Here is a 23,535-nt window from a genome sequence, read left to right as displayed (position 1 = left end):
TAGGAGGAATTTCAAAGATGAAATATAGAGAATCGGGAATGCCTTCAGAGGAACTTTGGGACACATTTTTTAGTCCAACAGAAATTCTTGAAAAAATGGAAGTGAGAAAAAATATAAGAAACTTAGTCGATATCGGTTGTGGATATGGGACTTTTCTATTACCTGCTGCTGAAATTATTAATGGAACAGTTATTGGAATAGATGTTGATAAGGAAATGATAGAGGTATGCAAAAAGAAGGTAGAAGAAAATAGTGTCTTAAATATAGATCTAGTTTATGGTGACATTAGCGAGAAAGATACTACAAAAGCCTTAAAAAAATATATAGAAGAAATTGATTATATTACTTTATTTAATATTCTACATTGCGAAGAACCCATTAAGTTACTTACTCATGTTTATGGTATGCTTGACCAACAAGGAAAGATAGGCGTAATACACTGGAAATATGGAGATACTCCAAGAGGTCCGTCTATGGAAATCAGACCGAAACCAGAAATGATTATAGAATGGGCAGAAAAGGTAGGGTTTACTTTAGAAAAACAGATTGAGATTCAACCATATCATTTTGGATTAATTTTTAAAAAATAAAATGGAGGATGAGAAATTATGAAAGTAGGGTTAATTAGATGTATGCAAACAGAGGATATGTGTCCAGCAACTACTTGCTTTAAAGTGATGAGCACAAAAAAGTTAGCCTTTGAAGGTATCCAAGAAGATATCGAAGTAGTAGGAGTAAATACTTGTGGTGGTTGCCCGGGAAAGAAAGCTGTAACAAGGGCCGCTGAAATGGTGAAAAGAGGTGCTGATACTATTGTATTTGCATCATGCATTACAAAAGGAAATCCTATAGGTTTTGCTTGTCCACATGCAGAAAAAATGAAGGAAGCAATTGTAAAGAAATTAGGCGACGATATTAAAATTATTGATTATACTCATTGATTAAACATTAGATAAGTATGAATTTAAAAGATATGAGATGCGTATTAAAAATATGGATAAAGTGCAGGTATTATAATGTATCTTATCCATATTTTTTACTTTTAACAAATAATTTATCTCTACAATCTAACTATTCGATATATTTAGTTAGCAAAAAAGAACAGGAATTCTATTAGGAGTTAAGTTATAATATATAAAAAGATTAATGAGGCAGGTATAGTAATATGAATTATGATGATTGTATTAAGAAGTCTATTGAACATATAGAACATAATCTGAATAATAAAATAGAACTTAAAGATCTTGCAGATAAGGTTTTTCTATCAAAGTACCATTTTCATAGGGTTTTTCATGCTGTTGTCGGTGAGTCTGTGGCTGAATATATAAGAAAGAGAAGGCTTACAGAATATCTCCAGATGCAGATATTAACTTTTATATAAATAGTCCTGGAGGATCTATTACTGCTGAAATGGCAATATATGATACAATGCAATATATTAAACCAGACGTATCTACAATATGTGTAGGACTTGCAGCCATCGGTTTATGGCGGTTTTAAAGGTCAGCCAATTGAAAAAAATAGAAAAGGATATGGAAAGAGATTTTTTCATGTCTGCTGAGGAAGCATTGGACTATGGAATAATAGACAAAGTCCTTGTAAGATAGGACTTGTTAAAAAATTCTGGTCCTGATGTGGTAAAGGATATTTACAATATTTATAAAGTATTATTTAATAAGCAAACGCCTAAGGGCGTTTTTTGTATTTCAAAAGCAGGAGCATCCTGCCAACATCATTAAGAAACTATATTGAAATGAAATATATAGATGTTTAGCACGATTGAAAAATGTTTTTTAAAAATGCTCTTGTAATCAGAGAAAAAAATATTATAATAAAAGTATACTGATAGTTTACATATTAGGGTGAGGTTATTATGAAAAGAGAACAGAGAAAAAACGATATCAATAACAGAATTATAGTGGGTCTGCTGAAATTAATGGAAACTAAAACTCTCGATTCTATAACATCAATTGAGATTTCTAAAATTGCTGCGATTAGTAAAAGAACACTTTATAAGTATTATGAAAGTAAAACGGAAATGTATTTAGCGTTAGTAAAATACAGTTTTTTGCAATTAAATCAAGAACTTTGTTATGCTTACAGTATTACAGCAGATCATTCTTTTGAAGAACAAATTGTAAAGTTAGGAACAGTATATTTAGATTTTATGACTACTAATGATGTAATGGCAAATTTGATTGTTGAGTATAATGAAAGTTTATATTACGAAAGTCATTCTAGGCAGGTTGAAGAAATCCGTGAAATTGCTAATACCTATGAGATTTCTATTCTGATAAAAAAAGCTGTTGCAAATGGTGTTAGATTTAAAGTAAACGAGGAAATTTTGTCATTATTCATCTGGTCAAGTTTGCTAGGTTTCTCAAAACTCATAAAGGATAAAGGAATTTGGCTAGAAAGATATTATGGACATGATGTGAACACTATGAAATGTGAACATTTAGAGTTAATGAAGAACTTTTTGAAAGAGGTGATAGTGTGAGAAAGGGGAAATTAATGGCTATGATATTTGTTATAGTAGTGATATCTGTTTTATTGATAATTATTATTTTAGATGGTACATTCTCAGCTAAGATTTACTCAATGGTTTGGCAAGATAAATATGTTCAAGGACTTGAAAATGACCAGAGGAGATTGATTGCTGAAGGAATTAAGGCATCTTCCAGTCACAACATGCAACCATGGCTTGTCAAAGAATTATCTGAAGATAAAGTTCAGTTATTTGCAGATATGAAGAAGGATTTGAAAATAGCTGATCGGGATCATAGACAACTTTTGATGGGACATGGAGCATTTATTGAGAACTATACTCAAGCTGCAAAACGTTTTGGGTATGAGACAAAAGTGATTCTTCATAATCCTAACTTTAACGATCTTTATCCACATGTAGCGACAATTTCAATTCAACCTAATAATAGGCAAAAGGTTGATAGCACTATTTCAGCAAGCTGGATCTACAATGATACTGAAGAGTTTTCAGAGGAAGATTTAAAAAAGCTCCTTGAGCAAGTTGGAGTAGAATTTCCGAATTTATCTTATGCTTTTATTACAAATGATTTAGAAAAGAACAAACTGAGAGAATGGCTTCGAAAAGGCACTGAGATAGAAGCAAAGAGCTTAGATGCGACCAAAGAATTACTCTCTATTTTTCAATGGACAGAAAAATCAAAAAATAAATATCGATATGGACTTACACTTAGTAATATACCAATGATTGTAAAACCATTTGCTCAAGTTATGATGGAATATAGTGCACAAGATCCGTCATCTTTTGGTAAGCAAAGTATACAGACGTTCGAAAAAAGATTAGCTGATGAACGTGCATATGTTTTGGTTTGTTCAAGAGAAGAGTCTGTTGAAGCCTTTATTCAAGCAGGTAGATTTTATCAACATCTTCTTAATGAAGTTAAAGGTGGAAATATACGTCCTAGTGTCCAAGTTTTACAGACTTATCCTGAAATGCTCGAAGTCAATAAAGAATTTAGTAAAGCATATTCTGAATACGGAAATGTTTTATTAATATTAGGACTTCAAGAGTCTACAAAAAAAACACAGGGTACCACACCAAGGCATTTAGTTGAAGATATACTAATAAAATAATTGATGAAAAAGTGTAATATACTATTTAGTAGAGCTTTACTTTACTTAATTTCTTATAGAGCAATTTTAAAAATATGATGATTAATATTATTAGTATTACTATTAATAACGCAGAGTGATAAAAAAATTCTTTAGGAAGTATTTTGATAATAGGGTCTAGTTCTGGATCAAATATCCAGTAATCATTTCTAAAAAATATCTTATGAAATATAGTAAAAAAGGCATCAAAGTTTATCATGAAAGCCGTTAAAAGTATTATGGGAAGTATTATTAATATTGAAGAAGTCTGCTTTAGAAAATTAAAGTTTTTACGTTTGAGATTAATAATCAATCCAAAAACATTAAGAAGTCCAGTTACAATTAGCAAAACATCAATAGAAGTAAAGATATTTTTAACATCCTTAAAGTGAATTTGTCCATATTTTGAATATGGAATGGAAGGAAGATTAAACTCTTGAGCTTTTGGATTTAATAGATAATCAATAACATAATCGTAGTTTTTTACTATTTCAGCTTTACTAAAATTTGATTGTTCTACGATATTTAAATACTCTATATCAAAATAGTATAAAGGCTTAAACATTAAGGTAAATTTCACTGATGTACCAATAATAAACAAACTAAAGGTTAAAGAAAATAATATTTGAAGTAATTTATATTTTCTTTGGTTTTTTGTTCTGATTTGATGTGTGTAACTAGGTAAATACATCCTATAACCCCCATTTAAAAATTTTCTATGTGTAGTAAGAATTATAAGAAAAAAATATGAAGAAGATATGAAGTATTTAACTTTTTTACAAACCTACAATTTTATAAATAAACACTTATAAAGATTTGCAGTGTCCTCCATAGTTACAATTATCTACAAGTTATAGGTATACATTTACAAACTAATATGCAAGTAGTAAAATGGAAAATATCATAATAACATACAATAAGTTGGAATATAAGGTATAAGATAGGTTTGTAGGGGGATTGGATATGGAATTTGCAAGAGGTTTTAGGGCAATAAACAATAAAATTAAAAAAATACCATTTGAGTCATTTGTAGAAGGAAGCATTTTCTCAGTTTTTATATTATTTTTATTACTTATGAATAATCATAATAATCTGATTTTCCATACTTCAATTGAGTTGTTTATGAATTTTATTTTTATTGTAGCGTTCATATTTATAATGAATACTTATAATATTAATAAAAATAATTTTTTGCTGATTTTGGGTACTGGGTATTTTTTTGTAGGTATAACAGGTATACTTCACTTATTTACATATAACGGTATGCCATTCTTGAGTAACATAGAAAATTTTGACGTTTCACCTAAATTGTGGATTATATCAAGGTATATTGATTCTTTTACTTCTTTAATCGCTGTAATTCTGATAGCAAAACCAAAGAAAAAGATTAACCCGTATACTCTATTTATCACTTATATTTGTATAACTATACTTTTAGTATTATCAGTTTTATTTTTTAAAGTTTTTCCAAATTCTTATGTAATAAATGAGAGGCTTACAAGCTTCAAAATAGTGAGTGAATATACTATTGCTGTTACGTTTATGATTGCTGCTATTATATATTATAGATTAAGAGAAAAGGTAAGTCATAGTTTATTTGTTTATATTGAATGGTTTTTAATATTGTCTACAATATCAGAAATGTTTTTTACTAATTATATATTTATAAATGATTGGACAAGTATTATGGGGCATATTATAAAAGTCATTTCATCATATTTTCTGTATAAAGGGGTTGTTGAGGTAGGCTTGAAGAGGCCATATGATATTATAAGCCATGATTTGGACATAGCTGATAATAAGATAAAACAGTTTGAAAATATAATATTTAAAAATGAGCAATGTTACAACTTTATAATGGATAATTGTGATAATGCAATTCTTGGAATTTGTGAAAATAAGTTTATATTTGCCAATGAAAGAGTAGTTAAGCTGTTGGGAGCTTCAAATGCTGATGATATAGTAGGATTAGAAATAAATGCACTAATACCAGAGGCAGTTAGACACAATTCACTTAAACGAATAAATGGTGTTTTAGAGCGTAAAGAAGCTAGTCCATTCATGGAAACTAAAATATTAAGACTAGATGGTCAATTATTAGATGTTGAAATTTTAAATTGTTATTTTACTTATCATGGAGAATCGGCAGTTTTAGTTATGCTTCGGGACATTAGCTCTAAAAAGCAAATAGCACAACTTAAAAATGACATAAAGGAAGATAAGAAAATTATAAAGAAGGCAAATGATTTGAATAAAATGCTGACTGAGTTTTTTGCTAATATATCCCATGAACTTAAAACTCCCCTTAATGTAATATTTGGAGCCATTCAGATATTATTATTGCCTATTGATGAGCCCTTTAATAACTCAGCTGAATTGAGGAGGGTTAAATATCTAAAGGTTATGAAACAAAATTGTTTTAGGCTTTTAAGACTTGTAAATAATTTGATAGATTTATCAAAGTTTGACTCAGGTTACTTTAAATTAAATTTAAAGAACTACAATATCGTAAATGTCATAGAAGATATCACTTTATCAGTAGCCGATTATATAGAGAATAAGGGAATTGAATTAATATTTGATACAGATGTTGAAGAAAAGATAATGGCTATTGATGTAGATAAAATTGAAAGGATAATTTTAAACTTACTTTCTAATGCGATTAAATTTACTAACGAAGGTGGACAAATATTAGTAAGTTTATGGGATGTAGGAGAAAGCGTAATTATATCTGTTAAGGATACAGGAATAGGGATACCACAAGATAAATTAGGTATTATTTTTGATAGATTTGGGCAAGTAGACAAAACTCTTTCTCGTAATCGTGAAGGTAGTGGAATAGGATTATCACTTGTAAAGTCAATAGTAGATATGCACAATGGTAATATTAGGGTTAAGAGTAAATTTGGAGAAGGCAGTGATTTTATTATCGAATTACCAGTTAGGCTTACAGAGAAAGAAGAAATAAGCGATAATCGGTTATATGAAAGCAAGGTGGAAAAGATTAGTATTGAGTTTTCTGATATTTATCCATAATATTTAATACTACTGCGGGAGTAATAGTAACAATTAATTAAAGCAAAGAAAGTAAGATGAAGATTTAAGAAATTAAGTAGAGAGGTAGATATGGTTATATTTCAAAATAATCAGTATTTAAGAAGTATAGAACTTAAAAGAGAGAGTATCAATTCATTTAGGGAATATCCCTTTTGTTTACCATCAATAAAGCATTTAAAGAGTTTAGAATTTCATCCAAAGGTTACTTTTATTGTAGGAGAGAATGGTTCTGGTAAGTCAACTATATTAGAGGCTATTGCTGTAGCATTTGGATTCAATGCTGAGGGAGGAACGAGGAATTTTAATTTTAGTACAAGTGAAACCCATTCAGAATTACATAATTATATTAAACTAATTAAAGGTATTAGAATTCCAAAGGATGGTTTCTTTCTTAGAGCAGAGAGTTTTTATAATCTTGCTACAAATATTGATGATCTTGAAAGAGAAGTTCCAGGGCTTTTATCATCTTATGGGGGACGATCATTACACCAGCAATCTCATGGAGAATCCTTCTTTTCAGTATTTATGAACAGGTTTAGAGGAAGAGGCTTGTATATATTAGACGAGCCAGAGGCTGCATTGTCACCATCAAGGCAAATGGCTATGATTTCAAAGATACATGAATTAGTTAAACAGGACTCCCAATTTGTTATAGCAACACATTCTCCAATTATAATGGCATATCCTAACGCTGTTGTATATGAAATTAAAGATGCAATTAGAAAAGTTAATTATGAAGAAACTGAACATTATCAGATAATGAAAAGTTTTATTAATAATACAGATAAGATGCTTGATATTCTTATGAATGATTAAAATGAATGATTAAATTGAACATATTTTCAGAAAGCAAAAAGTTATTAGAAAGTTGTGGATAAAATACAGTTTTACAATGTATTTATCCACAACTTTTTTTCTTTATAATTCTTCATAATTTCAACATTTTTATTTTAGATTTTGCTGATAAACTCATATATACAATGAGTTGAGGTGATGAAAAGTGGTTCCCGAAATTGAGAATATTGACAAAGCTGTGGGAAAACAGGCTAGGATTACTAGTGAAATTTCTACAGCAATGAATAATATAGCTTCAGCAGCTGTAGATATGGCTTCAGGAGCTGAGCAGATGAGTGGCAGCGTTGAAGAACAGTACAGCACTATGGAAGAAATAGAGGCAATGACAAGTCAGCTTTCTAATATGGCTGAAGCTTTGAGGAAGCTTACAGAAGGCTTTAATGTGATTTAATAAGGTCGTAAAGTTAAGAATGGAGGGTTAATTATGAAGAGAAGATTAGGGAGTTTAGTATTAACTATAATAATTGCTGTATCCTTTACAGCTTGTTCAGCAAAGGATAATAAAGCTGAAGTTAAAGAGAAAGTAATACCAGTTAAAACTATGAAAATTGAAGAAGAGGGTATTCAGAATTCCATTACATATACAGGAATAGTTAATGCAAAAGAAGTGGGTAAATATAGTTTTAAGAGTGCTGGAAAGATATCTAATGTATATGTAGAAAAGGGACAGAAAGTTGCTAAGGGGCAAAAGCTTGTGTCACTGGATACAAAAGATTTGTCTTTCTCAATAGATGCAGCAAAAGCCCAGATGGATGTTGCTCAGGCTCAATATGATAAAGCAGTTAAAGGAGCTTCCGAGGAAGATATAAAGAAAGCTGAATTAACAGTTCAAAAAGCACAGGAGGCCTATGACTATTCAAAAAATACCTATGAAAAGGTACTTATGATGTATAATTCGCAAAAAGTAACCAAAGAAGAACTAGACAAAGCAAAGCTTGAGATGAATATTAAGGCTCTGGATTTAGATATTGCAAATGAAACTTTAAACCAAATAAGAAAAGGGGCATCCTCAGAGGATATTAGGGCTCTTAAAGGTCAGCTTGATTCTGCAAAAATTAATTATGAATCCAAGAAAAAACTTGCAGAGGACTCACTGCTTACAGCTGAAATGGAGGGGTATATAGTGGATGTACTAAGTAAGCCAGGAGAAATAGTTGCAGCAGGATATCCTGTAATAGCTGTAAGAGGCGAAAGTGAAATTGTTAATATTGGTTTATCACAAGATGATATGCAAAGGGTAAAGGTAGGAACAAATGTAATGGTAAATATAGATGATAAGGAGAGCACTGGTAAAATAACTAGGATAGATCAGGTTCCTGATAAACAAAGTAGGACTTATAATGCAGAAATTGAACTAAGTAAGGGAGATTTCCCTATTGGTGCCATTGGAAAGACTTCTATTATTCTAGAAGAAAGTACAGGAATGCTTATACCAATTAATGCAATAATGCATGATACTGAAGACTATGTGTACACAATAGTTAATGGAAAAGCTGAAAAAAAGCCAATAAAAATTGAAGATACTTTAGGGGATAAAGTAAAAATATCAGGAGTTTCAAAAGGAGATATATTGGTTATTGAAGGCATAAAATCCTTAAGCAGTGGAGTTAAGGTTATTGCTCAGCAATAGAAGGGGTGAAGTGGATATGAAAAAAGGATTAATATATAGAGCTATTAAAAATAAAACAATTACATTATTTATGATAGTTCTTATAGCTATAGCTGGTTTATACAACTATTATATAATGCCTAGACAAGAAGTTCCAGATATAAGTGCACCTGTTGCTAAAATAACCACTGTATATCCAGGAGCATCCTCTGAAACAGTGGAGAAGCTTATAACCAGTAAGATAGAAGATGAAATTTCAAGTATTGAAGGCTATGATTACAGTCAGTCTTATTCAAGAGATAGTATTTCCATTGTAAATATATTTCTCACTAATGATGCTAATGTAGACAAGTCGTGGGATGAGTTAAGAAGAAGCATAAGTAATATTCAAAGTGAGCTTCCGGAGCAGGCTCAAGAAATCCAAGTAGATACAAATCTTGTTGATACTGCAGGTATGATTTTAAGTATTTCTGGTGACAACTATAGCTATGAAGAACTAGCTTCATATGCAGATAAAATCAAAAATGAGTTATCTACAATTGAGGGTGTATCAAGATTTGAAGTTAAAGGAAAACTTGAAAAAGAGCTTAAGATTATAGTGGATCAAGATAAATTAAATCATTATCCAATCTCTATTGAAGATATTTCAAATGCAATAAAAGCTCAAAGTGTAGAAATACCAGCAGGAGCAATAAGTAGTAAAGAATCAAAAATAAATGTAAAAACATCTTCAGCTTATAATTCAATAGAAGATATGGAAAGTACTGTTGTTTATGCATCGAAGGAAACAGGTGCTTTAGTAAGACTTAAAGATGTTGCCAAGGTACAAATGGCCTTAGAAGATTCCAGCTATAAGATAAAGCATAATGGGAAAAATGCAGTGCTGCTTACAGGATATTTCAGAGAAAATAAAAATATTGTGTTAATTGGTGATGAAGTTGAGGCAAAACTAAATGAATTAAAGAAGGATTTGCCAAGCAATTTAACTATAGATAAAGTTTTATATCAGCCTAAGGATGTACAAAGTTCAGTTAATAGCTTCGTAATTAACCTAATTGAGGGAATGATCTTTGTAATGTTAGTGGTATTTATTGGTATAGGATTTAGAAATGCCATAGTAGTTTCTACAGCAATACCTATATCAATGCTTATAACCTTTTCCTTTATGAATCTATTTGGTATTAAGATTCATCAGATTTCAATTACCGCTTTAATAATTGCATTAGGAATGCTGGTGGATAATGCTATAGTAATCAGCGATGCAATACAAGTAAGAATAGATAATGATGAGGATAAGCTGGAAGCTTGTATAAAAGGTGCAAAAGAAACAGCCCTGCCTGTATTTACATCAACACTTACTACCATTGCCGTGTTTACGCCGCTATTAACTTTGGCAGGGGCAGCAGGTAATTTTTTGAAGAGTATACCACAAATATGTATAATATCCTTACTTGCTTCCTTTGGAGTAGCTATATTTATAACTCCAACATTGGCTTACATTTTATTTAAAAAGAGCAGCAGAAAAGAAAAAACCAGCTGTATAAAGAACTTCTTCAGTAAATTGCTGCAACTTGCAATGAAGAAAAAAATAATAACTGTAGCTCTTGCAATAGCAGCTTTAGGTGGCTCTTTAGGAATAATTAAAAATTTAGGGCTTGAATTTTTCCCTAAAGCGGATAAAAACATAATTTATTTAAATATTAATGCAGAAAATGCTATTGATATAAACAAAACAGAGAAAATAGCTAATGAGGTGGAAAAGATACTTTCAGAGCAAAGTGAAATTTTAAGCTATACAACTTCTATAGGTGAACCTTTACCAAAATTCTTTTTCTCTGTAACACCAGGAGTACAAGCTATAGATAATGCACAAACTATGATTTCAGTGGATTTAGGAAAAGGAAACAGGTTTAAAACTAATGGAGAATTAGTAGATTATCTTCAACAGCTTTTTGACACAAAAATTTCAGGTGGTAAGGTAGCTGTGAAAGAACTTGAAAATGGTCAACCTATTGGAAGTCCAGTAAGAGTAAGAGTATCTGGAAATAATTTAGATGAGATTATTCAAGCCTCTGATGTTGTGAAGGAAACTCTTAGAGGTATAGATGGAGCAGTAAATGTAAATTCAGATGTTCCAAATAAAAGATATGAATATTTTATTGATGTAGATAGTGAAACTGCAATTAATCTTGGATTAACACAATATGATATTCAAAAGCAAATAAATATGGCTTTAAAGGGCAGTAAGGCTTCAGTCTATAGAGAAGAAGGAAATGAGTATAACGTTATTGTTAGTAGTGATATAAGCTCTAAAGAGGAATTAGAAAATCTAAGCTTAAAATCTTCAATAACAGGTGGGAAAATTCTACTAAAGCAAGTTGGAGAAATTAATTTATTGCCACAAAACACATTAATAAAAAAATACAATAAAAATATCAATGTAGTGGTAACTAGTGATATAAGTCAAGGCTATAGTTCTGTTAAGGTACAGAATATTCTAGAGGAAAAACTAGCTTCAAAAAATTTAGGCAATGTAAAAGCTACTTTTGATGGTGAAAGAGAACAAATAACTAAAAATTTTGGAGATATGGGTGTAGTAGCACTGTTTGCAATTCTTATAATATACATGATTATTATGGTTCAGTTTGGCTCACTAATACAGCCAATAATTATAATGCTGACAATTCCTCTTTCAATTATTGGATCTGTTTTAGGACTATTTATATTTAAGGAACCACTATCTTTTACAGCAGTTTTTGGAATAGTCAGCTTAGCAGGTATTGTTGTAAATAATGCTATAATATTAGTTGATTATATTAATAGCGAGAGAAGACTAGGAATATCACTTGATGAAGCCTGTAGGGAAGCTGCAGGGAAGAGATTTAGGCCAGTAATGTTAACAACTATTACTACAGTCATAGGGCTAATCCCACTAGCTTTTTCTGGAAGCAGTATGTTTGAACCAATGTCTATTGCATTAATGGCGGGACTAATAGTTGCCACATTATTAACCCTAATTGTGATACCAGTAGTATTTAGTATTGTAATTGGTAAAGTAGAAAGGATTATTAAATAAGGTTTGTTTTATAATTCAGCCCGTAAAACTTCGTACCCTTGTGGGTGGGGTAAGTTCACAGTATAATAAGCTATATGGATAATTAAAGGGTGAAGAATATGGAGAATAAAAGGATATTAATTGCAGACGATGATAGGGAAATCGTACAGCTTATAGCAGAAAGCCTTGAGGACGAGGGATACAGTGTTTTAAGAGCCTATGATGGAAAAGAAGTATTAACTAAGTTGGAAGAAGATATTGCATTAGTGATTCTTGATATTATGATGCCTAATATGGATGGTTTAGAAGTATGCCGTAGGGTAAGAAATGATTTTTCTGCTCCAATTATTTTATTAAGTGCAAAAGATAGGGAATTGGACAAAATTATAGGACTAGAAGTTGGAGCAGATGATTATGTTACAAAGCCCTTCAGCTTAAACGAACTGATAGCTAGAGTAAATGCACATATTAGAAGAGAAAAGAGAAATACAAGTCAAGGAAAAGGATTATCAAATGTTTTAGTTTTTAAAAATATGAAAATAAATTCTGAAACCTATGAGGTTTTCAAAGATAATACAAAGATTGATTTGTCTACAAGAGAGTTCCAGATACTTTTATACCTTGCTGAAAATAGAAATAAAGTGTTGAGCAGAGAACAAATATATGATGCTGTATGGGGTAACAGCGAGTTTGGAGATATGAATACTGTTACGGTTCATATAAAGAATCTTAGAAATAAGCTTGATAAGGAGAATGCTTTTATAAAAACTGTATGGGGCATAGGCTACAAATTTGTTGGAGGTATGCTGTGAAGATTAGTATAAAATTTAAATTGCCTCTTGTAATAATAGTGGGATTTTTAATATATATGGCTGCTGTATTAGTATTTTTTAAATACTATGCACTAAAAGAGATAAGAGTGAATCTTGAAGCATTTAGATTAGAATTAGATAGTGTAGCTGAAGAAACCTCAGCAGAAATAGGAAAGCGTTATCCTGATATAGAAAGTATAGATAAGTATATCCATGATTTTGCTATTAAAAAAAATGTTGAAATTAAAGTATTTAATACAAATGAAGATATACTACTTCAGGTTACTGCAAATAACAATGGGGGCATGAGTTTTAGTACTCAGAAGTTTGTTAAAATAAATGATAAGATTGTATACCTAGTAGGTGTTGAAAGTCCTTACATGCTTAAAAAGATTATTAGTATGCTTCCAGAAAATAAACTTTTAAATTTCATACTAATTTCACTATCTTTTGCAATGATACTGCTAATAATATATCTACATCATTATATTGTTGAGCCATTAACTAAGCTTCAGAAAGGTCTTGAGAATGTAAACTATAGAAGCAATACTTCCACTGAAGCATTAAAACGTAATGATGAAATAGGTGATTTATACAAAAAATTTCATATTATGCTAAAAAAATTAGAAGCCTCTTACCAACAACAAGTAGAGATGATTTCATCAATATCTCATGATTTAAAAACACCACTTACATCAATAATAGGATATGTAGAAAGGCTTTCAAACGCCAATATTAAGACTGAAGAAAAGAAGCAGGAGTATTATGAAATAATATATAAGAAATCCAAGGATATTGAAACACTTATTGAGGAATTTTCAGATTATACAAAAAATGAGTATTCACTGACAAAAATGATGATAGAGCCAGTGAATATAAAGAGCTTTTTTCAATCTATATGTGAAGAGTATTCTGAAGAATTAGCTAGTTTCAATGCAGAATTTGTTTATAGATGTGAAGTGAATAATAATAGTATTATTCATATTGACATAATCAAAATGAGAAGAGTATTTGCTAATCTCATTAGCAATGCTATAAAATATGCAGATTCACTAATTAAGATTAATATGAGATGCGAAGTTATAGATAATTTTGTATGGTTTAGTGTTGAAGATAACGGTAATGGAGTTCCTGAGGATGAACTTAACAGAATTTTCAGCAACTTCTACAGGGTTGATAAATCACGTTCCAGAGAAAAAGGTGGCAGCGGATTAGGACTAGCAATATGTAAGAGCATAGTAGAAGCTCATTTTGGAGAAATAAAGGCTTATAATATGAAAGATAAGGGATTCGGAGTAAAGTTTTCAATACCTATGTAATATACTAATTACCATAGAAAAAGCTATGACATTAATAGATTAAAAAATACAAAATAGAAATAATATCCAGCATGAAATATTAGAATCTACAAATAATATTATAGGTAGTCAATATTTCATTAAAGGAGGGTTAATAAATGAAAGTAAATAAAATGGATCATGCAAATGCAGGAATTAAATGTGTAGTAAACACTTGTCATTATTACATGAAAGGTGATCAATGTTCTGCAGAAAGAATAGAGGTTCAACCAAGAAATGCTAGCAGTACAGAACAAACAGATTGTGCAACTTTTATTCCTGAAAAATAAGCTATATATTTTGAGAAATGTGAAAAACAAATAGGCTTAACCTAAAGATCATGGAAAGATATCAGTTTGCTATACTGGATCATCCATGATTTTTTTATTTAAGGAGAATAAGAGAAATATTATAAAAGTCAACAATGCATAATATTTTTTTAGAATTTTTACATGCTAATCAAAAAATAAAAAAAGCCTTGAGGCTGTCTTAATGATTTTTACTTGGAGCTATATGAGGAGTGCTCTTTTCAAGAGATGAAGTATTTTTTTCTAAAACATCAAGGCACTCACATAGACATTCCTCAATAACTTCAGGAGTTATTAATACTGATTCCTTATTCAATTTTTCACCTTCTTTCATATAACACTTTAAATATATATCAATTATGTTATATATTAATTAAGATTGTGTTAAAATTTTTGAAGAGTTTTTAATCATGGACTAAAAAAATGAAATAAGCAAAGGATAAAGAATGACATTACTACTTCTTTATTCTTTGCCTATATTTATTACATCAATTAATGTATTAATCTAAATCTAAAGTGTTAGTCTTAAATACCTTCGATAACCATCTGTTCTCATTTATGAAAACACCAAGGAATATTAATAGACCTCCAAATATCATCAATATATTTACTTTTTCCTTCAAAATAATCACGGAAGATATTATCGTAATTAAAGGAACTAAGTATATATAGTTTGTAGTTTTTACTGAACCTATTAAAGTTATTGCTTTATTCCACATTATAAAACACAGTAAAGATGCTAAAATTGTAAGGAATAATAAGTTTAAAATTATTTTGATTGATAAATCAGAAACCTTAAATAAAGAAGCATCTGAAATAATTAAAATTGGTATCATAGTAATTATTCCATAAAAAAATGTCTTTGTAACAACAAAAGCTTGGCTATAACTTTTGTTTACTTTTTTTATTAATACTGAATAAAAAGAAAACGAAACTGCAGATATTAATGCTAAAAAATCACCAGTTGAGTTTAGTTTTAATGTCTTTCCATTATAGATAACAATAAAAATTCCGATCATTGCAATGACAGAGCCTAAGAGCAAATTAATAGTGAACTTTTCATCATTGGTTACAAAATGAGCAACCAGGGCTGTAAATATAGGAATTGCTGATACTATTAATCCTACATTTGAGGCATAGGTATATTTTAAAGCTAGATTTTCAGTAAAATAATAAATTGTTACTCCAGTAATTCCTAATAAGAAAAATAGGAATTCTTCTTTTGTAGATAATATTTTAATCTTTTTATAACAAATTAAAGCCAATATTAGAAATGCACCTACAAAGCGATATACTAGTATTTCTATAGGTGAAAATACCGTTAGTAATATTTTAGTTGACACAAAGGTTGTACCCCAAATTAGTATTGTAATAATTGCCAAAAAATGTCCTAAAGAACTTTTATTATGCATGTGAAATTACCCTCTTTCTTTGCTTTAGAGTAATTATAAACTAAAGCAAAAAATATATATTGTAAAAAGTTGCAGTTACAGAGTAAAATTATTTCTATACTTTTTAGGTGTAACTCCAGTATACTCTTTAAAACATTTTGAAAAGTGACTTTGATCATAGAAGCCGCTTTCTAATGCAATAGCAGAAAAATCCATACTAGTTTTCAGAAGTTCTTTTGAGTGATTTACACGTAAGTTGGTTATATATTTATGAGGAGATAAGCCATAAGAGTTTTCAAATTGCCTTATTAGATAATACTTACTTATTCCTGACACTTGTATAAGATCATCAAGGGTTATAGTACTTAAATAGTTAGCATCTAAGAATTCCTTTGTTTTATCTAATTGTCTTTGGTAAGTAATTTTAGAAATCTCTTTATTAGTGTTTTCAGCATCAAATAAAAGTGAAATAGAGTTAAGCAATCTAGATTCGCCTTCTACGTCAATTATATTATTTTCTATATTGTTAAGGAGATTAATTATTGCTAAAGATGTTGTTTTATTTAATTTTACATAAGAAAACTTAATCTGTTCACCTTTAATATTAAAAGCAGACTCAAACCAGCTAGGACTTATATAAAGCATTCTGAAATTCCAATCGTTATAATTATAGGGATTACATTTATGAACTACTCCTGGTGGAATTATTAAAAATGTGTTCCCGGTAATTTCATACATTGCATCTCCTATTTCTGTTCTACTAACACCACTTTCAACTAAAGCTATTGAAACTTCATTATGAAAATGTGCCCTTGAAGAATGAACAGAGTTTGAGCAATTTTTTATCTCTATGTTTCCATTCATGTCATTAAAATAATACCTTATCCCTTTACCTTCCATAGTACCTCCAATTTATATTTAAAGTAATCATGTAAATATATAAGTTTCAACATAAAAATATTATAACAATAATGACTAGCTTAAAAAAAGCTATAAATTCTAATTTAGATTCTATATTGAAATAAGAATAAATATGTGATATTATATACCTATGGGGGGTATATAAGGTCTGGGGATTTTGAAGAGAGGTGAATTTATGGCGATTGTTGTTAATGAAAATAGATGTCCTCAAAACCATCCTTGCCCAGCTGTAAGAGTTTGTCCAGTAGGAGCGATAGAGCAAAGAGGTTTTGGTGCACCGAAAATTAATAAAGATAAATGCATTGATTGCAAAAAGTGCGTAAATTATTGCCCAATGGGAGCAATAAGAACAGCTTGATTATAAGCTTATATAAATATGAAATGTAGAAGATAATTTTATGGGGATATTTTACATGAATATATTACCTTAATTAAAATTAGGAACTGCTAATAAAATAGTAGTTCCGTTTTTTTATCTAAATCTAAAAATTTAATATTTCTCCATCCTTAGGTACAAATACATTGGCTTCAATGTTTTCAGAAGCGAGGTAAATTTTTAAATCTTTTCTTGACAATCTGCAATGATTCCATGCTTCCATGTGAACAGCAACAATTTTTATTTTTTCAAATTTGTATCGCAATTTATATAAATCTTTGCTGGTCATAGTAATTGGCCGGCCAAAGCGAAATTGTGCAGCACCGCAATTGCAAATAATTATATGTGGATTGTATTTTTCTATGGATTTTTCAACTTCCTTGCACCATATTGTATCGCCTGCAATATATACTGAGGGTTCTTCAGGACATGATATAATAAATCCTGATACTGGTGCCATTTTTTTAGCAATAAAACCATGACCATGCTTTCCGCCAGTTCGATTAAATGTTATATTATTCCAAGTGTAGCTATCATGAATAGGATGTACATAAGTAAAGCCGTAAGAGAGTAAATTAGTTTCATCTTCTGGCTGACAGAACATTGGTATATTCTTTGGAAGTAGTTTTGTAGCTGCATCATCAAAGTGATCTCTATGAATATGAGTTAAGAGTACAGCATCACAATTTATAATATTTGAAACAGCTATTGGCAGATCTACTAATGGATTATAGTTCTGATTAGGAACATTTGGTATAGGAGCCATAGAGTTTGTCTCACTTAGCATAGGATCTACTAAGATCCTTTTGCTGTTTAGGGATATTATTAAGGTAGCGTGACGAATCAATTGAACTTTCAATATTTATACCTCCAAATCTTTATGATATATTTATTATATTATTAGTATTAGTTGATTAGAGAAATGATTTAAGTAAAAATGATTTCACCATGAAAGGATTTATTTAATTATGCTTGATCAGACAGATATTGAAATATTAAGGTTACTTACAGAAAATTCACGAATGCAGATGCAGGAAATAGGTGAACAAGTTCATTTAACCGGACAGGCTGTTAGAAATAGAATAAATAGAATGGAGAAGTCAGGAGTTATTCAGGGTTATACCATAAAAATCGATCCTAAGAGCGTGGGGAAAGGGTTAACTGCCTTTGTAACAATTTTTATGAAAACCACAGATCATGCTTCATTTCAAAAATATATTCAAAGTAACCCTAGCATATCTGAAGCAAATAGAATTAGTGGAGAAGGATGCTATTTATTAAAGGTAAATGCATCTACTCAAGAAGAGATTATAGGAATATTAGATGAGATACTGAAATATGGTAATTATAAGCTGAATTTATCGATTGAAAAAGTAAAGTAAATTTTTTGATTTTATGGTAAATTAATATCAGGGAATAGTATAAGAAGTTAGGTGGAGTTTGGATGTTTTTTAATTTATTAAAGTTAGTAAGAGGTCTTATACAAGTATCAGTATCAGAAAAATACGCAAGGGAGTTTGAAATTAGTCTTAATAGTATTAATTTAGTTAGAGGTAAGGTTATATCAATAACTTTTATACTTATGGAACTTATAATGATAATATCTTCTTTAATTTTAAAGAAAGGGGATATGCTAAAACCACCTTATATGTATTATGGAGTTATGTATGTTATATTGATTATAGCTATGATAATATACTTAATTATATATCTTAACTTAGAAAAAAATATTCCCCAAAATGGTACAAGTATAAAGATTACTGGGATAATTTTTTCAATAACTCTAGTATCTTGGTGTGTAGGAATATCTTTAATAGATCAATTATCATATGGTCAAATTATTGTCTATGTTGTAGCAATAATGTCAGTTGCTGTAGTTCCAATATTTAAACCAACTGAGTTATTTATAATTTATTTAATTTCTCAAGCATTATTTATTATACTTTTACCATATTTTCAGAAATCCAGTGAAATTGTATTTGGGAATATTGTTAATAGCACTTTCTTTTTAATATCATCCTGGGTAATCTCAGGTATAAGATACAAGAATTATATTGAAGAATTCAATAATAAAAAGATAATAGAAGAGAAGACTTATGAACTAAATAGGGTAAACAAGGAGTTAGAGGAAGCAAATCGAAAGCTAGAAAAACTATCTAAAACTGATAGTTTAACTGGCATCCTAAACAGACTAGTATTTGATAAAACAATGAAGGAGGAATGGGAAAGGTGTAAAGAAAGTTTAGAACCTTTATCATTAATTATGGTAGATATAGATTTATTCAAATTATTTAACGATAACTATGGACATCAGGCTGGGGATGATTGCATAAGACAAGTAGCAGGAGCTTTAGTAGCCTCTGCAAAACCTTTCTCGGATATTGTAGCAAGGTATGGAGGTGAGGAATTCGTAATTATTCTTCCTCGTATCAATAAAGAAAAAGCATTAGAGCTTGCTGAACAATTGAGAAAAAACGTTGAAGGACTAGCTATACCCCATGCATATTCTTTCATTTCCAAGTATGTTACAATTAGTTTAGGAGTCCATACTCTCATCCCATCTGATGAATCCTCTATTGAAAAATTAATTAGGACTACCGATAATGCTTTATATCAAGCTAAGAAAAAACGTAATAATGTTATATATTATTAGAAGTATTCAGATAAAATATTACTATTTTTAAATGGGGAGTGACTTTCAATAAAATTTAAATATAAGGGATTTCCGCATAGCCTACTCGTGGTACAAACCCTATTTGCCCTGTACTTATAAATTGTACATAGTCATAAATCTGAATGCCTCCCCTTGGACCTTCTTCCCCAGTAGGACTGGGAATAAACCATTTCAATATTATTACTCCAGAGCCCTTTGGCAATTTCACTGATGCTGAGGAAAGATTAGGCTCACTTAATAGGTTATTATCCATAATATTAACATGAATTCTATCTAATCCCATGGCATTAAGGTCAATTCGACGAATGGCCAATCTTACCATATCAGAAATAGATTCATCATTTACAAGTGTATTAAGAGTTTTTCTAACCTTCCCATTTAAAGCAAGACGACCCAAACTAATAACAGCATATCTACGTACAATATCACAGGGATTTTTTAATAGTTCCAACAAATAATCTATAGCTTCCCCTCCAAAGGCAGCCCATTCAAAGGAACCATTGTAGTAAACACCATGTTCTGTAAAACCATAAACATTACAATTTTCATCAGGACTTCTTTCCCAAGTAAGCTTTAATTCTTTAGGATCATTAGTAGTAGGTGGAGTAAGGATAAGCTCTTTTCCTACATAAAGAATATTAGGATCTTTTATATTATTTATATCCATCAGTGTTTGTAAGCTTATTCCTGTTTGTTCTGAAATACAAGATAATGTGTCTCCAGGCTGTACAATATAATAAGGTCCTGCACCTGCTCTTGGAAGTTGAATGTTATTATCAGGTATTATTAGAGGCTGACCTATAAAAATTAAACCAGGATTACAAATAACATTTGCATTTATTATAGTTTTAACAGTTGTTTTAAATCTTGCTGCAATTTTGGATAGGGTATCATTTTTCTTAATAAAATATATCATCCTAATCTCCTTTTTTAGTTTTTGCTACATTATATTCTTTGGAGAAATTAAAAATTACCTTGTTGACAAAAGAGTATATATGGCATATTATATGAGTATAAGCTCATATAATCATATAGAGAGGTGAAGAAATGGAATTTATAGAGATATTTAAAGCATTATCAGATGAAAACAGAATAAGAATACTTAACCTGTTAAAAGAAGGGGAACTATGTGTATGTGAAATAGAGAGCATACTTGGAATGACACAATCCAATGCCTCTAGGCATTTAAATAAACTAAAGAGTTTAAAGATTATCGGTGCAGAGAAGAAGGCACAATGGGTTTACTATTTTATAGATGAAGAATTTATATCAAAAAATAAAATGCTCTATGATTATATTAATGAAAAACTAACAAGCAGTGATTCATATGAAAAGGACATAAAAAAATTGCATAAATACAAATGCAGTGCTTTTACTTGTGAACAAATAAGAGAAGATAAAGAAAAAGTAATTAGTTATTTGGAGGGGAATTATGAGTGTAAAAAATAAAGAAAACAAGGGAATAGGTTTCTTCGAAAGATATTTAACTCTGTGGGTTGCTATCTGTATTGTCCTTGGGGTTGTTGTTGGTCAAGTACTACCAATTATACCAGAGACACTAAGTAAGTTTGAATATGCTAAGGTTTCAATACCAGTTGCTGCGCTTATATGGCTCATGATATATCCTATGATGCTAAAGATAGATTTTTCCAGCATTGTAAAGGCTGCTAAAAAGCCAAAAGGACTTACAGTAACTTGTGTTACAAACTGGCTTATTAAACCTTTTACTATGTATTTAATAGCAGCATTTTTCTTAAATATAGTATTTAAACAGTGGATAGCACCAGATTTAGCTAAGGAGTATCTTGCAGGAGCAGTACTTCTAGGGGCGGCCCCATGTACAGCTATGGTATTCGTTTGGAGTCATTTAACTAAGGGGGACCCGGCATATACTGTAGTTCAAGTTGCAGTTAATGATTTAATATTATTAATTGCGTTTACTCCAATAGTAGCATTTTTACTTGGAGTAAGTAATGTAGCTGTTCCATATGATACGTTATTTTTATCAGTGGTATTATTCGTAGTTATACCTCTTGCAGGAGGATATCTATCAAGAAAGTACATCGTAAAACATAGGGGAATGGAATACTTTGAGAATGTATTTTTAAAGAAATTTGATAATGTTACAATTGGTGGACTTCTATTAACTTTAGTAATTATTTTCTCTTTCCAAGGAGAAACAATACTAAATAATCCACTTCATATTGCTTTAATTGCAATACCGCTTACAATACAGACTTTTTTAATTTTCTTCTTTTCTTATGGTTGGGCAAAGATTTGGAAATTACCTCACGATATAGCAGCACCAGCAGGTATGATTGGTGCAAGTAATTTCTTTGAGCTTGCAGTGGCAGTGGCAATATCCCTATTTGGATTACAGTCAGGAGCAGCCCTTGCAACAGTGGTTGGGGTTTTAACAGAAGTACCAGTTATGCTTACCTTAGTAAAAATAGCTAATAATACAAGGGGTTGGTTCCCTAACAAGGAAAATTAATAATTGAAACTTTAAGGAGGATTTCTATTATGAAACCAAAGGTAGCTTTTATATGTGTTCACAATTCATGCAGATCTCAAATGGCAGAGGCATTAGGAAAGTTATTTGCAGCAGATGTGTTTGAGTCATACTCAGCAGGAACTGAAACAAAACCACAAATAAATCAAGATGCAGTAAGAATAGTAAAGGACTTATATAATGTTGATATGAACAAAACTCAAAGCTCTAAGTTGCTTCAAGATATACCAGCAGTTCAAATTGCAATAAAAATGGGCTGTAATGTTGTATGTCCATATTTACCTGCAAAGCATGTGGAAGATTGGGGATTAGATGATCCCACTGGAAAGAGTGATGAAGAATTTATAAAAGTAGCAAAAACAATTGAAGAAAAGGTTAAAGATTTAGCTAAAAGAATAGAAAATAAAGAAATAAATTTATAGTTTAATATAGAAAAACTCAGGCCAAAGTCAGTTAATATCTGCTTTAGCTTGAGTTTTTTATATCTATAAAAGAAATAACAGTTTTATTGACAATACTAAGGTATAGGAATATAATACTTATATACCCATATGGGTATATAAGTATTATATCATATTATTAATTTAAAGTTTAAGATAAATATAAGAAGGATGTGAACACATGGATAAACTTACAGATTTATTTAAGATACTGTCAGATGAAACACGATTAAGAATCTTAGTTTTACTTTATCATAAAGAATTGTGCGTATGCCAAATTCAGGGAATACTTGAGGAATCTCAACCTAAAATTTCCAAGCATTTGGCAAAGATAAGAGATATGGGTTTTGTAAATGACGAAAGACGAGAACAATTCATATACTATTATTTAGATGATAAAAACACACTTCTAAAAGAAGTATTAGAAAAAATAGTACTAAGTCATAAGGAATACGCTACTATACAAAAGGATTTAGAAAAACTAAATAAAGCAGAAGAATATGTTACAGCATGTAAAAGGCAATATGAAAATATACAAGGTAGGTGATTGAA

26 protein-coding genes and 1 pseudogene are annotated in these 23,535 nt (G+C 30.2%); 21 read left to right on the top strand and 6 right to left on the bottom strand.

Annotation, left to right across the window (positions count from 1 at the left end; translation table 11 throughout):
* The first annotated feature begins 17 nt into the window (after window positions 1–17).
* The 6 genes and pseudogenes from CLHOM_RS09410 (at window position 18) to CLHOM_RS09390 (ending at window position 3,618) form a co-directional block, all read left to right on the top strand.
* Window positions 18–590, top strand: a complete 573-nt coding sequence (locus CLHOM_RS09410; RefSeq protein WP_052221443.1) for a class I SAM-dependent methyltransferase — start codon at window positions 18–20, stop codon at window positions 588–590.
* An 18-nt stretch (window positions 591–608) separates the two neighbouring features.
* Complete coding sequence (locus tag CLHOM_RS09405) at window positions 609–941, top strand: CGGC domain-containing protein (RefSeq protein ID WP_052221442.1); 333 nt, start codon at window positions 609–611, stop codon at window positions 939–941.
* Window positions 942–1,165: 224 nt separating this feature from the next.
* Window positions 1,166–1,381: an AraC family transcriptional regulator gene (locus CLHOM_RS09400; protein WP_052221441.1), complete on the top strand. Its 216-nt coding sequence runs from the start codon at window positions 1,166–1,168 to the stop codon at window positions 1,379–1,381.
* Window positions 1,354–1,607, top strand: a pseudogene (locus CLHOM_RS17895) (ATP-dependent Clp protease proteolytic subunit); the annotation flags it as partial. The gene CLHOM_RS09400 and the pseudogene CLHOM_RS17895, both read left to right, overlap by 28 nt.
* A gap of 266 nt (window positions 1,608–1,873) precedes the next feature.
* Entirely contained in the window at window positions 1,874–2,500 is a 627-nt protein-coding gene (locus CLHOM_RS09395) for a TetR/AcrR family transcriptional regulator (protein WP_052221440.1), read from the top strand.
* Window positions 2,497–3,618 (top strand): hypothetical protein, encoded by a 1,122-nt coding sequence (locus CLHOM_RS09390; RefSeq protein WP_052221439.1) that lies wholly within the window; start codon window positions 2,497–2,499, stop codon window positions 3,616–3,618. The genes CLHOM_RS09395 and CLHOM_RS09390 overlap by 4 nt, the downstream gene beginning before the upstream one ends.
* A gap of 25 nt (window positions 3,619–3,643) precedes the next feature.
* On the opposite strand, the gene CLHOM_RS09385 is transcribed toward CLHOM_RS09390, so the two are convergent.
* On the bottom strand, window positions 3,644–4,327 hold the full coding sequence (locus tag CLHOM_RS09385; protein WP_052221438.1) for a TIGR01906 family membrane protein: 684 nt from the start codon (window positions 4,325–4,327) through the stop codon (window positions 3,644–3,646).
* Between the two features lie 272 nt (window positions 4,328–4,599).
* Between CLHOM_RS09385 and CLHOM_RS09380 the strand changes: the two genes are divergently transcribed.
* From CLHOM_RS09380 to CLHOM_RS17890, 8 genes are all read left to right on the top strand, one after another.
* Window positions 4,600–6,672 (top strand): MASE3 domain-containing sensor histidine kinase, encoded by a 2,073-nt coding sequence (locus tag CLHOM_RS09380; protein WP_052221437.1) that lies wholly within the window; start codon window positions 4,600–4,602, stop codon window positions 6,670–6,672.
* 90 nt (window positions 6,673–6,762) lie between these two features.
* On the top strand, window positions 6,763–7,509 hold the full coding sequence (locus tag CLHOM_RS09375; protein WP_052221436.1) for an AAA family ATPase: 747 nt from the start codon (window positions 6,763–6,765) through the stop codon (window positions 7,507–7,509).
* Between the two features lie 184 nt (window positions 7,510–7,693).
* Window positions 7,694–7,939, top strand: coding sequence for a hypothetical protein (locus CLHOM_RS09370; RefSeq protein ID WP_052221435.1), 246 nt, complete (start codon window positions 7,694–7,696; stop codon window positions 7,937–7,939).
* A gap of 33 nt (window positions 7,940–7,972) precedes the next feature.
* Window positions 7,973–9,178, top strand: coding sequence for an efflux RND transporter periplasmic adaptor subunit (locus CLHOM_RS09365; RefSeq protein ID WP_052221434.1), 1,206 nt, complete (start codon window positions 7,973–7,975; stop codon window positions 9,176–9,178).
* 16 nt (window positions 9,179–9,194) lie between these two features.
* Entirely contained in the window at window positions 9,195–12,233 is a 3,039-nt protein-coding gene (locus CLHOM_RS09360) for an efflux RND transporter permease subunit (protein WP_052221594.1), read from the top strand.
* A 98-nt stretch (window positions 12,234–12,331) separates the two neighbouring features.
* Window positions 12,332–13,024, top strand: a complete 693-nt coding sequence (locus CLHOM_RS09355; protein ID WP_052221433.1) for a response regulator transcription factor — start codon at window positions 12,332–12,334, stop codon at window positions 13,022–13,024.
* On the top strand, window positions 12,985–14,343 hold the full coding sequence (locus CLHOM_RS09350; protein ID WP_082204393.1) for a sensor histidine kinase: 1,359 nt from the start codon (window positions 12,985–12,987) through the stop codon (window positions 14,341–14,343). The genes CLHOM_RS09355 and CLHOM_RS09350 overlap by 40 nt, the downstream gene beginning before the upstream one ends.
* Window positions 14,344–14,480: 137 nt before the next feature.
* Window positions 14,481–14,651 carry a DUF1540 domain-containing protein gene (locus CLHOM_RS17890; RefSeq protein WP_074782701.1) on the top strand — a complete coding sequence of 57 codons (171 nt, stop codon included), beginning with the start codon at window positions 14,481–14,483 and terminating at the stop codon, window positions 14,649–14,651.
* Window positions 14,652–14,850: 199 nt separating this feature from the next.
* Here CLHOM_RS17890 and CLHOM_RS18800 read toward each other — a convergent pair whose 3' ends face one another.
* From CLHOM_RS18800 to CLHOM_RS09340, 3 genes are all read right to left on the bottom strand, one after another.
* Complete coding sequence (locus CLHOM_RS18800; RefSeq protein WP_278321728.1) at window positions 14,851–14,985, bottom strand: hypothetical protein; 135 nt, start codon at window positions 14,983–14,985, stop codon at window positions 14,851–14,853.
* Window positions 14,986–15,169: 184 nt separating this feature from the next.
* Window positions 15,170–16,081, bottom strand: coding sequence for a DMT family transporter (locus CLHOM_RS09345; protein ID WP_052221431.1), 912 nt, complete (start codon window positions 16,079–16,081; stop codon window positions 15,170–15,172).
* A 75-nt stretch (window positions 16,082–16,156) separates the two neighbouring features.
* Entirely contained in the window at window positions 16,157–16,960 is an 804-nt protein-coding gene (locus CLHOM_RS09340; protein ID WP_052221430.1) for an AraC family transcriptional regulator, read from the bottom strand.
* Between the two features lie 196 nt (window positions 16,961–17,156).
* Between CLHOM_RS09340 and CLHOM_RS09335 the strand changes: the two genes are divergently transcribed.
* Entirely contained in the window at window positions 17,157–17,339 is a 183-nt protein-coding gene (locus CLHOM_RS09335) for a 4Fe-4S binding protein (RefSeq protein WP_052221429.1), read from the top strand.
* Window positions 17,340–17,463: 124 nt separating this feature from the next.
* Here CLHOM_RS09335 and CLHOM_RS09330 read toward each other — a convergent pair whose 3' ends face one another.
* Window positions 17,464–18,216: an MBL fold metallo-hydrolase gene (locus CLHOM_RS09330; RefSeq protein WP_052221428.1), complete on the bottom strand. Its 753-nt coding sequence runs from the start codon at window positions 18,214–18,216 to the stop codon at window positions 17,464–17,466.
* A 109-nt stretch (window positions 18,217–18,325) separates the two neighbouring features.
* Here CLHOM_RS09330 and CLHOM_RS09325 point away from each other — a divergent pair, with 109 nt between their 5' ends.
* Both CLHOM_RS09325 and CLHOM_RS09320 read left to right on the top strand, forming a co-directional pair.
* Window positions 18,326–18,739: an Lrp/AsnC family transcriptional regulator gene (locus CLHOM_RS09325; protein ID WP_052221427.1), complete on the top strand. Its 414-nt coding sequence runs from the start codon at window positions 18,326–18,328 to the stop codon at window positions 18,737–18,739.
* Between the two features lie 62 nt (window positions 18,740–18,801).
* Complete coding sequence (locus CLHOM_RS09320; protein WP_052221426.1) at window positions 18,802–20,010, top strand: GGDEF domain-containing protein; 1,209 nt, start codon at window positions 18,802–18,804, stop codon at window positions 20,008–20,010.
* A 55-nt stretch (window positions 20,011–20,065) separates the two neighbouring features.
* Here CLHOM_RS09320 and CLHOM_RS09315 read toward each other — a convergent pair whose 3' ends face one another.
* A complete protein-coding gene (locus CLHOM_RS09315; RefSeq protein ID WP_052221425.1) occupies window positions 20,066–20,947 on the bottom strand; it encodes a LysM peptidoglycan-binding domain-containing protein in 882 nt (293 codons plus the stop codon).
* Window positions 20,948–21,078: 131 nt separating this feature from the next.
* On the opposite strand from CLHOM_RS09315, the gene CLHOM_RS09310 reads away from it, so the two are divergent.
* The 4 genes from CLHOM_RS09310 (at window position 21,079) to CLHOM_RS09295 (ending at window position 23,530) form a co-directional block, all read left to right on the top strand.
* Window positions 21,079–21,480, top strand: coding sequence for an ArsR/SmtB family transcription factor (locus tag CLHOM_RS09310; protein ID WP_052221424.1), 402 nt, complete (start codon window positions 21,079–21,081; stop codon window positions 21,478–21,480).
* On the top strand, window positions 21,464–22,525 hold the full coding sequence (arsB, locus tag CLHOM_RS09305; protein ID WP_052221423.1) for an ACR3 family arsenite efflux transporter: 1,062 nt from the start codon (window positions 21,464–21,466) through the stop codon (window positions 22,523–22,525). The genes CLHOM_RS09310 and arsB overlap by 17 nt, the downstream gene beginning before the upstream one ends.
* Window positions 22,526–22,554: 29 nt before the next feature.
* A complete protein-coding gene (locus tag CLHOM_RS09300; protein ID WP_052221422.1) occupies window positions 22,555–22,965 on the top strand; it encodes an arsenate reductase/protein-tyrosine-phosphatase family protein in 411 nt (136 codons plus the stop codon).
* A 199-nt stretch (window positions 22,966–23,164) separates the two neighbouring features.
* Complete coding sequence (locus CLHOM_RS09295) at window positions 23,165–23,530, top strand: ArsR/SmtB family transcription factor (RefSeq protein WP_052221421.1); 366 nt, start codon at window positions 23,165–23,167, stop codon at window positions 23,528–23,530.
* The last annotated feature ends 5 nt before the right edge of the window (window positions 23,531–23,535 follow it).

Origin of the sequence: Clostridium homopropionicum DSM 5847, from assembly GCF_001263795.1 — a bacterium.
In the GTDB taxonomy this organism is placed as follows: Bacteria; Bacillota; Clostridia; order Clostridiales; family Clostridiaceae; genus Clostridium_H; species Clostridium_H homopropionicum.
The sequence above is the reverse complement of the archived record's forward strand: the minus strand, read 5'-3'. Positions and strand labels throughout refer to the sequence as shown.

What these genes read in the sequence shown, in the direction of transcription:
- CLHOM_RS09335 (WP_052221429.1), top strand. Translation starts at nt 17,157, where the DNA reads ATGGCGATTGTTGTTAATGAAAATAGATGTCCTCAAAACCATCCTTGC.
- CLHOM_RS09405 (WP_052221442.1), top strand. Translation starts at nt 609, where the DNA reads ATGAAAGTAGGGTTAATTAGATGTATGCAAACAGAGGATATGTGTCCA.
- arsB (WP_052221423.1), top strand. Translation starts at nt 21,464, where the DNA reads ATGAGTGTAAAAAATAAAGAAAACAAGGGAATAGGTTTCTTCGAAAGA.
- CLHOM_RS09355 (WP_052221433.1), top strand. Translation starts at nt 12,332, where the DNA reads ATGGAGAATAAAAGGATATTAATTGCAGACGATGATAGGGAAATCGTA.
- CLHOM_RS09310 (WP_052221424.1), top strand. Translation starts at nt 21,079, where the DNA reads ATGGAATTTATAGAGATATTTAAAGCATTATCAGATGAAAACAGAATA.
- CLHOM_RS09380 (WP_052221437.1), top strand. Translation starts at nt 4,600, where the DNA reads ATGGAATTTGCAAGAGGTTTTAGGGCAATAAACAATAAAATTAAAAAA.
- CLHOM_RS09320 (WP_052221426.1), top strand. Translation starts at nt 18,802, where the DNA reads ATGTTTTTTAATTTATTAAAGTTAGTAAGAGGTCTTATACAAGTATCA.
- CLHOM_RS09340 (WP_052221430.1), bottom strand. Translation starts at nt 16,960, where the DNA reads ATGGAAGGTAAAGGGATAAGGTATTATTTTAATGACATGAATGGAAAC.
- CLHOM_RS09350 (WP_082204393.1), top strand. Translation starts at nt 12,985, where the DNA reads ATGGGGCATAGGCTACAAATTTGTTGGAGGTATGCTGTGAAGATTAGT.
- CLHOM_RS09360 (WP_052221594.1), top strand. Translation starts at nt 9,195, where the DNA reads ATGAAAAAAGGATTAATATATAGAGCTATTAAAAATAAAACAATTACA.
- CLHOM_RS09345 (WP_052221431.1), bottom strand. Translation starts at nt 16,081, where the DNA reads ATGCATAATAAAAGTTCTTTAGGACATTTTTTGGCAATTATTACAATA.
- CLHOM_RS09315 (WP_052221425.1), bottom strand. Translation starts at nt 20,947, where the DNA reads ATGATATATTTTATTAAGAAAAATGATACCCTATCCAAAATTGCAGCA.
- CLHOM_RS09295 (WP_052221421.1), top strand. Translation starts at nt 23,165, where the DNA reads ATGGATAAACTTACAGATTTATTTAAGATACTGTCAGATGAAACACGA.
- CLHOM_RS17890 (WP_074782701.1), top strand. Translation starts at nt 14,481, where the DNA reads ATGAAAGTAAATAAAATGGATCATGCAAATGCAGGAATTAAATGTGTA.
- CLHOM_RS09400 (WP_052221441.1), top strand. Translation starts at nt 1,166, where the DNA reads ATGAATTATGATGATTGTATTAAGAAGTCTATTGAACATATAGAACAT.
- CLHOM_RS09395 (WP_052221440.1), top strand. Translation starts at nt 1,874, where the DNA reads ATGAAAAGAGAACAGAGAAAAAACGATATCAATAACAGAATTATAGTG.
- CLHOM_RS09385 (WP_052221438.1), bottom strand. Translation starts at nt 4,327, where the DNA reads ATGTATTTACCTAGTTACACACATCAAATCAGAACAAAAAACCAAAGA.
- CLHOM_RS09365 (WP_052221434.1), top strand. Translation starts at nt 7,973, where the DNA reads ATGAAGAGAAGATTAGGGAGTTTAGTATTAACTATAATAATTGCTGTA.
- CLHOM_RS09325 (WP_052221427.1), top strand. Translation starts at nt 18,326, where the DNA reads ATGCTTGATCAGACAGATATTGAAATATTAAGGTTACTTACAGAAAAT.
- CLHOM_RS09375 (WP_052221436.1), top strand. Translation starts at nt 6,763, where the DNA reads ATGGTTATATTTCAAAATAATCAGTATTTAAGAAGTATAGAACTTAAA.
- CLHOM_RS09410 (WP_052221443.1), top strand. Translation starts at nt 18, where the DNA reads ATGAAATATAGAGAATCGGGAATGCCTTCAGAGGAACTTTGGGACACA.
- CLHOM_RS09300 (WP_052221422.1), top strand. Translation starts at nt 22,555, where the DNA reads ATGAAACCAAAGGTAGCTTTTATATGTGTTCACAATTCATGCAGATCT.